Source organism: Pseudanabaena sp. FACHB-1998 (assembly GCF_014696355.1).
Classification (GTDB): domain Bacteria; phylum Cyanobacteriota; class Cyanobacteriia; order Pseudanabaenales; family Pseudanabaenaceae; genus Pseudanabaena.
The window spans coordinates 1-13,893 of sequence record NZ_JACJQA010000003.1; the positions used below are offsets into that span (position 1 = coordinate 1).

Sequence of the window (13,893 nt, forward strand, 5' to 3'; positions counted from 1 at the left end):
AAACTACTGATTAGGTAATCTGAGTATAGGTCTAAGAACTTTCTGTCCATACCTTTCAACCTCTGTCGGAGTCTATCTTTACTCTACTCTGTTTTCCTTCCACGTAACATCAGTCAAATAAGTAGAGATTTGGTTTTAGGCGATCGCGGGTTGTTGAGATTGAGATTGAAGTAGAGGGGTGATCGCTTTTTGATTAATTGTATTTTAGGCGATCGCCCAACCTAAAAATCGAAAGAAGTAGACAATATATTCGCTCCCAGAATATGAGCATAGAGACTAGAGGGACAAAATTCAAACTCTACTCCTTTGTATTGAATGTTTTTATCTGAAATAGTTTGGCTAGTTACCAAAATTGGTTGAGAGATAGCAGGATGCTTGTTGGCAAATTCGATACAATTATCTAGTTCTGCAAGAGTCCTATAGGGGCGATCGCTCCACTTAACTTCAACAATCCACGAAGGCTGTTGATTAATCTTATCTAAATGCACGATATCAATCTCTCCCGACTTCCATCTTGCATAATAAAGTTCAACAACCTTATTGTGTTGCCATTGACTGAAAATTGCAGTTTCAGTCATCGCTCCCATAGCTTCAGAATTTGCATCAATCTGTCCAAATAAAGCTGCCCTCATAGATGGATTAGTTAAGTAAACCTTGAAACATATTGCTCTTTTAAATCTCTTCGCATTGTTGTCTATTCGCTCAACTCGCCGAATTAGGAATGCAGCCTCAAGATATTCCAGATAACGTTTGATCGTATTTTTAGCAACACCAGAGGATTTAGATAATCCATCTAAACTTACCTCATTTCCAGAATTGTAAGCTAGGGTCGTAAATAGTCTATTTAATTCTTGAATGTCGTTAATACCGTAAAGGCTTGGGAGATCTCGGAGTAATACCTTATCGATAATGTCACTTTTGATATACTGACTAGGATTTTGCCTGATAGTTTCCGAAAAAACTGCCTCTGGATATCCACCAAAGTTTAGGTAGTTTATAAACTCTTCATTGAGGGCTTTGATATTTGTAACAGAGTATTCATTTTTCTCTAAATCAAAATCTTTAATTGTCGTAAACTTTATCAGTTCAGATTCTCGCCCAATAAACATTAAGTACTCAGCGAAAGTTAGCGGCGGCAGAACATAATCGCTAAAGCGTCCAGCACCAGACTCATTACTTTTTAACCTTAGTGCGGCGGCAGCAGAACCTGTGGCAATAAAGCGATAGTCTGCATAAGAGTCAACTAGAGATTTAAGATGTACTTCCCAATTACGAAAATACTGAATTTCGTCAAAGAAGACAAACAGTTTTGCATTGCGTTTATGTTCAAAGAGTTTCTGGAAATAATTAAGTATTCGTTCCAAATGAAGTCCAGTATAGATAGGAGTTTCAAGGGAAATATATAAAATATTTATTGCTTCTACACCAGAGTCTAAGAGTGCGCGAATGGTGTGATAAACCATAACTGTTTTACCAACGCGCCTTGGTCCCATTAAAACGATCGCTCGACGAACGTTTATATCCAAAATATTTTCATAAAAAGTCTCAAAGTACTTACGTCGAGGAGTATTTTCGTAAGTTATTTTCCCTTCTACGCCTTGTTCCCACCAAGGATTATCAAACCTAAGTCGGGACAAAATATCTACTTCTGAAATTTCTAGCATAGATCTAAAATAAGATTAGTTAACTAATCTTATTTTATCTTGACTTTACATTTAAGGTCAATCAACTAATCTTATTTTTGCCTTGTAGGTTTAGCGATCGCAGAAATTTAATTGCGTAGCGATCGCCTTACAGCATCTAAAAATTCAATTTAAAATGGGGGCGAACGCTTTTTGATGGGTTATGATTACACTAATTGCTCTAGGTAATTGATTATGAAATGGGAAGAAGTTTGTGAGAATAAACAGCTACAAGATTTACCCTTCAAAATTGAGTTGAATAAGTGGGGGCAAATCGTTATGAGTCCTGTCAAAATCAAACATTCTTTTCATCAAGGAAGAATCCAACGTTTATTGGAGTCTTTATTAAGTAATGGAGAAGTAATGCCAGAATGTGCGATCAATACTACAGACGGGGTTAAAGTTGCTGATGTTGTTTGGTGTTCGGAAGCAAGATTTGACAAAATCCAAGATGAGGTATCAGCATCTATAGCCCCAGAAATTTGTATAGAAGTTAAATCTATTGGTAATATTTTGGGTGAAATGGAATTCAAGAAAAATCTTTATTTTGAAGCCCAAGCTCTTGAAGTATGGCTATGTAATGAGCAAGGTGAAATAAGGTTTTATAATGAGCAGGGAGAATTAGAGCAATCCTTGTTAGTCCCTGATTTTCCGAAGCAAATTAAACGGTAGTTTGTTTTTTATTTTTAATGGGTTAGATTTTAGACGATCGCGGATTTTGAGATTTATTGGGAGGCGATCGTTTTCATGTTAACTCCAGAAATTATCATTTATACAGGGTGTGAATATCGTGATCAAATTCCCACAAATCAGGAAATTTATATTGTGGATAATCTTCTGTAACTTCCTTAAGAGCATCCTTCCAAATATTATCTAATGAGAATTAGCATTGCTGCATAAATTATGCCAATGCGTCCAAATAATTACCATTGCCATCGTGTCAAGGCGACAGTATTGATAAAGCAATTCTTGCCATTGCGATCGCATTTCTGGATTGTGCAGACAAAGCTCACGGCTTTCACCATACATTAAATCTTGATAGGCAAGCATAGCCCCCGCGCCTTCATTAACAACATAGGTGCGATCGCCAATTTGCAATTCAGACAGAACATCGTAGGGGCTTAAAATTTCACCATCAACATCGCGAAAATATTCCTTAAACCAAGGAATTTCATGCAAATAGGAATTAGTTTTCCAAACGGCAGGAAGAACGCATTTGAGCGAAGTTCTTCCCTTCATTAATGGGTGAAAGTAATACTTCAGAGTTAAAGCATTCATATCTACTAAGGTGGATTTACCCTTATGCCCACCTTTGTGATTCAGCTTCGCGGTATTCGCTAGCCATGTCTGCAACTCAGGATTTTGATAGTCATAGGCTTGCATTTGATAATAGATATCGCGCAAAACACTATTTTCATGGGTAGCCCATGTCAAAATCGTGCCGCGATCGCCTAGACATTCCATGAGAGATTCCGCAAATTGGAAATTCGGGAAATTATTGTCCAGATCGAGCCATTCTGTTTGGACAGGTGGCGCGTCAGGTTCAGAAATCGTGTGACAACTCCATTGGAAGGCAACCTGCTCATAGGGTTGCCTTCCTGCGCGATAGGGAATCGCCATCCGTGAAGTCTCAAAATCAATAAAATGAATGGGATATTCGATCTCCTGCATAATTTTAGGAAGATGTTCCGAAATCCATTCTTTATTTTTTTGAGTATATTCAATCTGAATTAGCTGACGATAGCTGTAGGTATAGTCATTGAGTTCATCTAGAGGCACATCAAACATACTTACCTTCTTTTGTTGAATTAGTTCATTCACTAAAGGCGTATCATTCCCACCAATTCTTCCCATTTGATAAAGATCTAAGACATGAAATTCTTCATCGGCAAGATCACCCCAACATTCTTTAAATCCATCACGCGAGTCGCGATCGCTAGCGCGATATTCGCAACCTTTACAACTTTTGCTGATCGGTGCAAAAATTTGGGTCGATCGCTCTATTAGATAATTAATATATTTTTGTGCTGAAGCGATCGTTGGCTCGATTAGTTCATCAACTTCCGCAGCAATACTCACTTTAGTAAGAAATTGATCTTGATGAATTTGTTCAATATCACCAGTAAAGTTAACCTTAATTCCATTAAATTTAGAAAGGGAATTGCGATGGGTAGATAAACGCTGAATTTGAAAATAGGAAGCAAGATTATCGATGCTTGTAGTTTTGGCTTTATCAGGAACTATTAAATAAGGAGATATCACCACTTCCAGATTGGGAAGATGCTCTGCTAGCATTTCTTGCAAAATCCCAACTTGATAGGAAACATCTTCAATGATATGTCTCCATTCGCCGCCGACCTTGCCTGTCCGCTTATTGCGAAAGAGCGAAAGATTACGATATTTAATCAAATCCTCATGGGCGCTACTATCAAAAGCCTTAGATTTGATTTCAATAATTTCAAGGCGATCGCCTTGCTTAACGAGAATATCCGCACGCGCCAACTTATGTTGAGAATAGAAAACAGGCTCAAATAGAACTACATTTTCTTGTTGTAGATAATTGATTGTTTCTTGAACAGCGTGATTAATATTCTCTTGGGAGCTAAAATTTGCCGAAATATAAATACCTTCAGGATAAAGAAGGTGAGCGATCTTACTAATGATAAAGTTCCCATCTGATAAGATTCTGGTGTAAGAATCGACGCGATCAACTGTTGGATAACCTAACTTTTTGTAATAGAGTTTGGTTGAGCAACTGCGGGCAGTCTTGAGATCGGATTTCGTCAGATAAATTGGATGGGACATACTGCCTAAAAAACTTCGCTTTATAAATCTAGCACGAACAATCATTAAACCAAAGGTAGAGGCGGCGCTTCGCGCCGCCTCTACCTTTGGTTTAATAGTTTTGCTGTAAAGATTTTTGATGACTCGACAAAGTAGCGTCATCAAAAATCTGGTTCTTTAAACTGTAATTCTGGCGCTTAAAACTGCTAAATTTAACTAATAATTAAGGTAAGACTGTACTTAAAATTACTTTTACCTACTGTTTTTTAGATCTTTGTTAAGCTAAGCCCCCGTAAATCATATGCCTAAAAAGTCCACAGTTATTTCCCCCTCGATCCTGTCTGCTGACTTTAGCCGTTTGGGTGACGACATTCGTGCAGTTGATGCGGCGGGTGCAGACTGGATTCACGTTGATGTGATGGATGGTCACTTTGTCCCCAATATCACCATTGGGCCATTAATCGTTTCGGCGATTCGTCCTGTCACCACTAAAATTTTAGATGTGCATTTGATGATTACTGAGCCAGAAAGATATGTAGCTGATTTTGCTAAAGCTGGTGCTGATATCATCACTGTCCATGCTGAGCATACTGCTTGCCCTCACTTGCATCGCAATCTTTCTCAAATTAAGGAACTAGGTAAACTTGCTGGCGTTTCCCTTAATCCTTCTACACCTTTGAGCTTTATTGAGTATGTTCTCGATCTTTGCGATTTGGTCTTGATCATGAGCGTTAACCCCGGATTTGGTGGTCAAAGCTTTATTCCTAACGTAATTCCTAAGATTGCGAAGTTGCGTCAAATGTGTGACGATCGCGGGCTTGATCCTTGGATCGAAGTCGATGGTGGTCTGAAGGCAAATAACACTTGGCAAGTTTTGGAAGCTGGTGCAAATGCGATCGTCGCTGGTTCCGCAGTATTTAATGCTCCTGATTACGCGAAGGCTATTACCGATATTCGCAACAGCAAGCGTCCTGAATTGGTCACCGCTTAAAATTTTTTGAAAACGTTGCCCAGCAACGCTTTCAAAAATATCTTGATTTAGTTTTGAGCAAAATAACAAAAGCCTCGCGACGCGAGGCTTTTGTTATTTTTGGATTTGCAATACTAGGCGAATTTTGCCTGATGCAGGATTAGCCGATCGCCACTTTCTGACTAGATTTTCAATTGAGGCGATCGCCTGAGTATTTTTAAGCGTTGAGGATGGGATATCTGTAGAGATATTCACGACCTGTCCATTGCTAATTTCTAACTCGACAATGAGAGTTCCTTGAGATTCGAGGCTAATAGGCTCCTGTTGCAGATATTTGACCAAATCGTTAGTGATCTCGTTGGATAGCTCTGATTGAATTTGCAGAACTTTAATGTTAGTGGGGGTTATGTTGTTTGTTCTTGCGGCAGCAGGGGGTACGATTTTAGGAGATGAGGCAGCAGGGGAAACTGGCGATGACTCAGCGATGGTAGTTCCCGCCTGATCCTTGTTAGGAATTTCAGAAGGCTTAGATGATTGGGTGGCAGGGCTATTTTCTAGGGTAATTCCAGAGGGTACTCCCCCGTTAATGCGGAATTGATCGCTTACTTTGCCATCAGTACTACCAGTTATGACTTCTGGGGCGATCGCTACTCGATCTTGGGCGACTTTACGCTCCTCTCGAATGTCATTCCTAGACCTAGATGGACTTGGAGCCGATCGCTCATTGGGGGCGATCGCGCTATTTGGGTTTGATGTAATGCTTGGTAAATTATTTTGATTATTAGGGGATGTAGGCGATCGCAAGGCATCATCGCCAGTCTTAGCCGATCCCGCTACCTTGGCGCTATCTTTGGATGTACTTTCAGGCTTGGAGTTGGTTACTGCGGGAGGATTAGCAGCTTCGGGGGGCAATGCGTTAGGCGTAGAGGCAACTTGAAATGCTGGTTGATCGCCAAACCGAGGCGAAATTAAGCGAATTGTGCCGATACTAACGCCCATGATGGCGATCGCTGCCGCGATTAACTTTAGCCAATTTGGGCTGAGGCGGCGCACTTCTAAGACTACATTGGGCAAAATCACAAACTCATTGGCACAGAGTTCTAAACTTTCGTAGAGATCGAATAATTGCAGGGTAGAAAGTTTGAGCTTGGATAGTTTGGGAATATTAATGGCATGATCTAGCTTCCCAAAATCATCTTGCGCGAGCCAGCGATCGCAATATTGAGTGATTACTTCGATTAAGCTAGCAATTTGTTGCTGGTTGCCTTTAATCACCTTATTGCCATTGGCTAACTGCAACCGAAAGCGCAAATTTTGAGCCACGATCTGCGATTGCCAGTCAGATAAAGGCGATCGTTCAGTCCAAACCTCTAGCAAGCAGGTGGGTAGCTCATAGCGACGATTCAAGATATTTGATTCTGCTGCTGAGTAGGTCATGGGTTTTATTGACTGCGCTCAAATAGGGCAACCCAGAGGCGGCGTGAGCCAATTTGAGAGCTATAAAAAAGTAAATCTATTAATAATTTTAACGCTAATTTCTGGATTGCGTCGGGTTTAGCCTGTTCTTCCTCAGCCATGCGTTCTTGATATAAAGTATTAAAGCGATCGAGATAATCCCCGAGAATCGGTTCACGATAGGGAAGGCGTTTTAGGGCAGTACTTTTTTCTAACTGAGCAACCGCATTTCGGATGGCAAACTGTTGCTGTGAGGCTAGAGTACAACTAATTAAAGTCATCGCTCTCGCCTCATCGACATCTAGTTTTTTTCGTCCTTTGCCCTTGCGTAAGGGGCTAGCCTGCCGCAATCGCCATAAGGTAATGCGATCGCTAAGGATTTCTTCTAATCCCAGCTTTTCGGCTACGACAAGCATTTCATCGGAGCCAATACCCGTCAAAGCTTCCAAGGCAAGCAACACTAAGTCCAAATGCGCTTTAATCGCCTGCAATTGCGGCAAATCTGGATTATCGAAGGAAGTTGCGGGATGAGAAGTCATGATTCTGAGTTGGATTTAAGCTGAGGTAATGGCGGTAAGGGTAAAGGACGATGTTTGTTCTTGGACTTTTCCAGTGCAGATTTAGTTGCGGATTCCACCACATTAACATCACTAATCTCCGCAAATTCTCCCCGTGATGCACTTCTTGCCCTACCTTGGGTTGCCCATGCTTGCATAAAGCTAATTTGCTCTCTGGCGGTACTGGCGAGGGGATAGGTATCTTTGATGGCGGCGAGAATGTCACTGGTCATCACATCCCGTTGCTCATGAAAAGCGCGATACATCCCTTCGACGATCGCCTGTTCGATCTCCGCGCCACTAAATTCCTTGGTGATTTCCGCCATTTTATCAATATCAAAATTGCGGATTTCCATTGGTCGAAAGCGCTTGAGATGCAATAAAAAGATTTCCTTGCGTTCTGCATAGGTGGGCAAATTGATAAAAAACAATTCATCAAATCGACCTTTTCGCAATAGTTCGGGAGGCAAGGCATTAATATTATTTGCCGTAGCAACTACAAATACAGGGCTAGATTTCTCCTGCATCCATGTGAGCAATGTACCTAACACACGCTGGCTCGTTCCCGAATCACCCATACTATTAGCGATACCGCCAAAGGCTTTATCAATTTCATCAATCCAGAGAATACAAGGTGCAAGAGCTTCGGCTAGCTGGATCGTCTGACGGGTGCGGCTTTCGGACTGTCCAACTAAACTCCCAAATAACCGCCCCACATCTAAGCGAAGCAACGGTAAGCGCCATAAATTCGCGATCGCCTTAGCGCATAAGCTTTTCCCCGTTCCTTGGATGCCTAATAATAAAACACCACGCGGATTTGGTAAGCCAAAGGCGCGAGCCTCATCGGAAAAGGCTTGCTGACGCTGCATCAACCATAATTTAAAATTATCTAAGCCTCCAATACTATCCAAAGTTTCATTGGGAGTAAAAAATTCGAGAAATTCCGTTTGCCTGATTCTTTTTTGCTTTTCCAACAAAACCCGATCAATATCCGATTCATTGAGAAAATGCTTTTGGACGATGGACTTAGAAAGCGTATGGCAAATGCGATCGCGAGTCATCCCCATGCAAGCCTTGACCAACTGCCCAAGGCTATTCCCTTCCATTCGCAACTGCTCAGGTGGAATCATCTGCTCAATAATATGCCGAATCTCGGTAGTCTCAGGCAATGGGAAATAGAGTACCGAAACTTGCTCTTCTAATTCCGAAGGCATTTCTAGCAATGGACTCAGCAAAATTAGCGTTTTTCGCGAATTCCGAAAACTGCGGTAAAGATTACGAAGTTGCCGCACCAAAATTTCATCTAAACGTTGGGTTGCTAAACGTCGATGTAAATCACGAAATATATAAATTGTGGCTGTTTGGCGATCGCTATTTTCCACAATTTGCAAAGCTTGCAGCAAATTGTTTTTCCCCTCCTGATTATGTTCAAACCCTCGGACTAAGTCGTAATAAAGTGTCTGACGTGGCGGCGTACATTCCTGTGCAACTTGAGCAATCGTCTTTTCGGCACGCTCTTCTTCCCATGTCACGACATAAATGATCGGACATTTAGCACGGATTAGCAGACTCAATTCTTCTTGGAAGTTAAGAGGTTTCATTAGTGAGGAGGATCTTGGAGCGATAACTTTGAGCTATAAAAATATGTCCCGCGTGTTTTTATAGCAGTTTTTCGCGCAGTACTCAAACTAATATAGCTGTCGCCCGCCACCTTGTACCAGATCACAAAATGGCTCCGCCATTTTGTGCTTTTAAAATCCTTACTGAGTTTGATTTTTAATTCCCAAAAGTGTGTCAACACTTTTGGGAATTGATATTATACCAAAGCACAAAATGGCGGAGCTATTTTGTGCTTTTAAAATCCTTGCTGGGTCTGGTTTTTGATATACAAAAGTGTTGTCGCACTTTCGTAAAACTGGGTTCATTTCCAAAAAGAAGAGTGGCGCAAAGCACCACTCTTCTTTTTTGGAAATCAGCGTCAATTTATAGATTTGTTATAATAAACAGTAGAACCTAAAAAATTTAGAAGTAGTTTTTAACTTACCAAACCGCCAACCATAAAATAAAACTTACGAAAAATAAAATCTAATCCGTGATCCCAACGCTTGATCTCAAATATGCTTACTCCATGGTTCTGGGAATGCTAATTGCATTGACAGGGGTATCCGTGTGGCATCGCATCGCCCCTCTACCCTCCCGCGAACCTTCCGAAACCATTGAAGTCCAAAAAGTCGTTATTGCTCCTTTACCCACCACCTTTGCCCGCCCTACTCTCAATGATGGGACAAACATTGGCAGCCTCAGAGTGGGCAATCGAACCGATCGCCCTGTGCGGATTGTCTTATTCTCACGAGTTACTGCCCAGAATGTCTGGCAAGCGATTGAGCCGCTGAACTGGGATTTCGCGCCTAATGAGGGCGGTAAAGAAGGTTTATTACTATCATTACCTAATTACAAAATCGCGATCGGTAAAGGTGATGTAATTTTTGCCTTTGCGACCGATGGTTCCCGCACCTATTGGGGACCCAACATAGTCGGTGAAACCGATGCCCCATTTTGGGACAATCCAAATAAAGAGTGGAGCATGGTTTTACAACCCTAAAACAAAAAGAGAGAGGCTTTGCCTCTCTCTTTTTGTTTTATAGCTGTTGCCATTCTTGTTAGGACACAAAACCAGAAGACGAGTTGCGGCGCGAAGCGCCGCAACTCGCTTCTTGGGTTTTGATTTGTCCTAATGCAAGTGACCGCAGCTATATACACATTTTCCAAAGTGGGGAATTATAAAATCAAATCCCCTAATAAAACCCCAAAAGATGGCGAAGCCATTTTTTGGGGTTTTATTACATTTATTCAGTGGGATTTTTGCGTTTAATCAATGGACGCGGCACTGGTGGGCGATCTTCCGTAGAAGAAAACTTGGGACGAGGCGGATAAATACCACCATCGTTCATATCACCAGCTATTGAGGGCTTGTAAGGACGATCGCTATAGGGGCGATCGCCATACTTTCGGGGGGCAAACTTGCCGCCACCACCTACCCGTCCCTTCGATTGAGGACGACGCTTACCTTTATAAGGCACATGCCCAATAAACTCACCATCAATAATTGTTAAGACATCCCCATGTCTTTGGACATTCACACTCCAGAACTGACCAATGGCATCATCAGGCAATAGCCCTGTAAGCCTTACCTTAAACTTACTATATTCTTTAGCCACCTTATCTTTCTGCTTATCAAATTTCTGCTCAGTACGGCGAACCTTGACAATTACTGAATTATCTTCAACAGATTGACTCGATATCTCTCCCCTAACCGAGAAGTAACCATCTTGAACATTAGGATCAACTTGGATATCAGCTTTCCCCAATTCAACAGGAGCCCATACCCCAGCGATCTGCACATGTAACTTACCTGCTTTATCGTTGGTGCGGGGATAGACTACCCACAAATATTCGCGATCGCTTTGGAGCCGTTTTTTTACAATAGAAATAATTTTTCCAAGCAATACAGCATCTACTTGAGAACCATCTGTTGTCAGGATATGTCCCTTAGCAAAATTATCCTCATTGGCTATATATCGCCCATAGATCACACCAATCGCTCTATATTGCAGAGGTTCAGTTGCTGGTGGAATTGGTTGCAGACAGACTTTGTCCTTATCATCCTCAACTGGCTCAGGTGCTTCTTTTGACTCAATGACCCGATTAACTACTTGAGTCTTGACTTTTGCCGTTACAGACACGGATTTAGAAACAGTTTTAACCTGTTCATCAATCTTAGCAACCTTCATCTCTTCAGCTTGAATAGTCTCAGCAGATTTAGGAGCAATAACTTTGACAACTTCTAATTTAGGCAAATCTTTAATCGGAGGTTTAGGTGTAACGGATCTCGTTAAGGGTTTACTATTTGAGTCATCGGATTGGATTGGCTGATTGATTTTACTCATGAGAACCTCCAGAAAACTAAGGAGCCTAATGCGGACTAGACCTTACTGGGAAATCGTTAGACAAAATATGTCAATAAAGTTCAAAATTATTTTACGCGATGTATAAAAATTTTGAATTGAGTTATTACCCCAGCTAAGGCTGAGATAGCGACATACTTTATAATCTACCTAAATTAAGTTCCGCAAAAAATGAAATATTAGGTAGTCTAACTTATCCCCTTACTAATTGGTCTGACTAGGTCAAACTTAACTAGCACTTTGATTTAATACAGCCTTTAGTTAGGATGTACACTTAGACATCTTAACTCACCTAAGCATACACTGTTCTGTCTCAGCGCTATACATAGTTTGCCAAGTTTCAGGCATATATCATTTAGGCACGTATAAGAACTTAACTTAATGTAATCAGTTAGCGATCAAGGCGATCGCATTCGCAATTTTGCAATCATTTGTTCGTTATTTACACCCTCTTTTTAGGCTGCGTGTATTACAGATAAATTTTGAGAAAGCTTGCAAAGCAAGCTTTCTCAAAATTTATCTGGGTTTTAAAAAAGTGCCTCGCACTGTATATCTTTTGTGATAGCTCTAAATAGCTAAGGAGAATTACGCCCCAAAGTTCGGTAATTCTCCTTTCGGTTTTAGCTTTGTCTTGATATTGCTTACTATCTCTATATATTAAGGATTTACAAAGGATTTGCGATCCCCGCTAAATCAGCGCTTACGATACTTTTGTTATTCAATGCAGAAAATATTTACTGTAATTGAAAATTTACAGCAGATTTTAATCAACCAAACCACTACAAATATTTGAAAGTGCTGTACTGCAACAGTTTCAAATATTTTGGTCTTGAAGTGAGTAGAAGGTGCTGTAAATACATCCCTGCAATTTATGCATGGCTAGAAGAGCAGAAGGTGTGGATGATATCTGCCGATGTTTCACAGAATAGAGAGGACTTTATGGCATCTGACAAGCAAAGTTTTGGATTGATCGGTTTAGCTGTGATGGGTGAAAATCTCGCTCTAAACATTGAGCGTAATGGGTTTTCGATGAGTGTTTATAATCGAAGCCGCGATAAAACCGATAAATTCATTACCACTCGTGCGGCTGGTAAAAATTTCAAGGCTACCTATACGATCGCAGATTTTGTCGCTTCCCTAGAGCGTCCCCGCAAAATGATCATCATGGTCAAGGCTGGAGGGCCTGTGGATGCCGTGATCGAAGAACTAAAACCATTTTTAGAAGAAGGTGACATTATTATTGATGGCGGAAACTCCCTCTATGGCGATACCGATCGCCGTACCGAGGAGCTAGAAAAGATCAATCTCAAATTCATCGGCATGGGAGTAAGTGGCGGCGAAGAAGGTGCGCTCAATGGACCAAGCATGATGCCTGGTGGTCAGAAGTCTGCCTATGCTGAGATTGAGCCTATCGTCACTAAAATTGCGGCTCAAGTCGATGATGGACCTTGCGTAACTTACATTGGTAAGGGCAGCGCAGGGCATTACGTGAAGATGGTGCATAACGGCATTGAGTATGGCGATATGCAGCTAATTGCCGAGGCTTACGATCTCCTAAGTACTGGTTTGGGTTTAACCGCAAGTGAATTGCATGAAACATTTACGGCTTGGCGTAGTTCTGAGCTAGATTCTTATTTGATTGATATTACGACTGATATTTTCACTAAGATTGATGACCTGACGGGTGATGCACTGGTCAATAAGATTTTGGATGCGGCTGGACAGAAAGGGACGGGTAAATGGACAGTACAAAGTGCTTTCGATCTGGGAGTGCCTATTCCTACGATGATTGCGGCTGTGACCGCGCGGGTAATGTCTTCCTACAAAGAAGAACGGGTGGCAGCCTCAAAGGTGCTAACTAGTTCCACCTCTGGTAAGTATGAAGGCGATCGCCAAGAATTTATCGATGCAGTTCGAGATGCCCTCTATTGTTCCAAAATTTGTTCTTACGCTCAAGGGATGGCGTTATTGGGAGCCGCTTCCAAGGAATTTGGCTATGATTTAAATCTGGGCGAAATTGCCCGTATTTGGAAGGGTGGTTGCATCATCCGTGCTGCATTCCTTGACAAAATCAAATTGGCTTTTCAACGTAATCCCAATCTGCCGAACTTGCTAGTCGATGAGGACTTCAAGCAAACGATTCTTACCAAGGAGTCGGCATGGCGCAAGGTTGTGATTGCGGCGGCTCAATTGGGTATCCCGATCCCCGCCTTCAGTGCATCTCTCGATTATTTCGATAGCTACCGACGCGATCGCCTACCTCAAAACTTGACACAGGCTCAGCGCGATTACTTCGGCGCTCATACCTACGAGCGCACCGATAAGCCCAGAGGCGAATTTTTCCACACCGAGTGGATGAAGTAAATTTCTACTTTTCTCTAAATTGCCATAAGTGATCTAAGTGCTCAGTGTAAGTTTTAATTTGCACTGGGCGCTATGTATTATTAGTGTAAGTAGCTATAGCAATCCTATTTCATTTG

The 13,893-nt window shown here is 41.5% G+C and carries 10 protein-coding genes; 4 read left to right on the forward strand and 6 right to left on the reverse strand.

Annotation, left to right across the window (positions count from 1 at the left end; genetic code table 11):
• Positions 1 to 221: 221 nt before the first annotated feature.
• Positions 222 to 1,664, reverse strand: a complete 1,443-nt coding sequence (locus H6F42_RS00420) for an ATP-binding protein (protein ID WP_190397376.1) — start codon at positions 1,662 to 1,664, stop codon at positions 222 to 224.
• A 213-nt stretch (positions 1,665 to 1,877) separates the two neighbouring features.
• Here H6F42_RS00420 and H6F42_RS00425 point away from each other — a divergent pair, with 213 nt between their 5' ends.
• Positions 1,878 to 2,354, forward strand: a complete 477-nt coding sequence (locus H6F42_RS00425) for a Uma2 family endonuclease (protein ID WP_190397377.1) — start codon at positions 1,878 to 1,880, stop codon at positions 2,352 to 2,354.
• 201 nt (positions 2,355 to 2,555) lie between these two features.
• On the opposite strand, the gene H6F42_RS00430 is transcribed toward H6F42_RS00425, so the two are convergent.
• The gene (locus H6F42_RS00430) at positions 2,556 to 4,487 is read right to left on the reverse strand and encodes a DUF2779 domain-containing protein (protein WP_190397378.1); all 1,932 of its coding nucleotides are present in this window, start codon (positions 4,485 to 4,487) and stop codon (positions 2,556 to 2,558) included.
• A 280-nt stretch (positions 4,488 to 4,767) separates the two neighbouring features.
• Here H6F42_RS00430 and rpe point away from each other — a divergent pair, with 280 nt between their 5' ends.
• Positions 4,768 to 5,457, forward strand: coding sequence for a ribulose-phosphate 3-epimerase (rpe, locus tag H6F42_RS00435; protein WP_190397379.1), 690 nt, complete (start codon positions 4,768 to 4,770; stop codon positions 5,455 to 5,457).
• Between the two features lie 93 nt (positions 5,458 to 5,550).
• On the opposite strand, the gene H6F42_RS00440 is transcribed toward rpe, so the two are convergent.
• From H6F42_RS00440 to H6F42_RS00450, 3 genes are read right to left on the reverse strand one after another with little or no spacing between them, the layout of a single operon-like run.
• Positions 5,551 to 6,873 (reverse strand): after-VIT domain-containing protein, encoded by a 1,323-nt coding sequence (locus tag H6F42_RS00440; RefSeq protein WP_190397380.1) that lies wholly within the window; start codon positions 6,871 to 6,873, stop codon positions 5,551 to 5,553.
• A gap of 5 nt (positions 6,874 to 6,878) precedes the next feature.
• Complete coding sequence (locus H6F42_RS00445) at positions 6,879 to 7,430, reverse strand: DUF3038 domain-containing protein (RefSeq protein WP_190397381.1); 552 nt, start codon at positions 7,428 to 7,430, stop codon at positions 6,879 to 6,881.
• A complete protein-coding gene (locus tag H6F42_RS00450; RefSeq protein WP_190397382.1) occupies positions 7,427 to 9,049 on the reverse strand; it encodes an AAA family ATPase in 1,623 nt (540 codons plus the stop codon). Before H6F42_RS00450 ends, H6F42_RS00445 begins: the two co-directional genes overlap by 4 nt.
• A 539-nt stretch (positions 9,050 to 9,588) precedes the next feature.
• Here H6F42_RS00450 and H6F42_RS00455 point away from each other — a divergent pair.
• The gene (locus tag H6F42_RS00455) at positions 9,589 to 10,050 is read left to right on the forward strand and encodes a hypothetical protein (RefSeq protein WP_242018283.1); all 462 of its coding nucleotides are present in this window, start codon (positions 9,589 to 9,591) and stop codon (positions 10,048 to 10,050) included.
• A gap of 244 nt (positions 10,051 to 10,294) precedes the next feature.
• On the opposite strand, the gene H6F42_RS00460 is transcribed toward H6F42_RS00455, so the two are convergent.
• On the reverse strand, positions 10,295 to 11,395 hold the full coding sequence (locus H6F42_RS00460) for a hypothetical protein (RefSeq protein ID WP_190397384.1): 1,101 nt from the start codon (positions 11,393 to 11,395) through the stop codon (positions 10,295 to 10,297).
• 957 nt (positions 11,396 to 12,352) lie between these two features.
• Between H6F42_RS00460 and gnd the strand changes: the two genes are divergently transcribed.
• Positions 12,353 to 13,777, forward strand: a complete 1,425-nt coding sequence (gnd, locus tag H6F42_RS00465; protein WP_190397385.1) for a decarboxylating NADP(+)-dependent phosphogluconate dehydrogenase — start codon at positions 12,353 to 12,355, stop codon at positions 13,775 to 13,777.
• Positions 13,778 to 13,893: the final 116 nt, after the last annotated feature.

What these genes read in the sequence shown, in the direction of transcription:
- H6F42_RS00420 (WP_190397376.1), bottom strand. Translation starts at nt 1,664, where the DNA reads ATGCTAGAAATTTCAGAAGTAGATATTTTGTCCCGACTTAGGTTTGAT.
- H6F42_RS00425 (WP_190397377.1), top strand. Translation starts at nt 1,878, where the DNA reads ATGAAATGGGAAGAAGTTTGTGAGAATAAACAGCTACAAGATTTACCC.
- H6F42_RS00430 (WP_190397378.1), bottom strand. Translation starts at nt 4,487, where the DNA reads ATGTCCCATCCAATTTATCTGACGAAATCCGATCTCAAGACTGCCCGC.
- rpe (WP_190397379.1), top strand. Translation starts at nt 4,768, where the DNA reads ATGCCTAAAAAGTCCACAGTTATTTCCCCCTCGATCCTGTCTGCTGAC.
- H6F42_RS00440 (WP_190397380.1), bottom strand. Translation starts at nt 6,873, where the DNA reads ATGACCTACTCAGCAGCAGAATCAAATATCTTGAATCGTCGCTATGAG.
- H6F42_RS00445 (WP_190397381.1), bottom strand. Translation starts at nt 7,430, where the DNA reads ATGACTTCTCATCCCGCAACTTCCTTCGATAATCCAGATTTGCCGCAA.
- H6F42_RS00450 (WP_190397382.1), bottom strand. Translation starts at nt 9,049, where the DNA reads ATGAAACCTCTTAACTTCCAAGAAGAATTGAGTCTGCTAATCCGTGCT.
- H6F42_RS00455 (WP_242018283.1), top strand. Translation starts at nt 9,589, where the DNA reads ATGCTAATTGCATTGACAGGGGTATCCGTGTGGCATCGCATCGCCCCT.
- H6F42_RS00460 (WP_190397384.1), bottom strand. Translation starts at nt 11,395, where the DNA reads ATGAGTAAAATCAATCAGCCAATCCAATCCGATGACTCAAATAGTAAA.
- gnd (WP_190397385.1), top strand. Translation starts at nt 12,353, where the DNA reads ATGGCATCTGACAAGCAAAGTTTTGGATTGATCGGTTTAGCTGTGATG.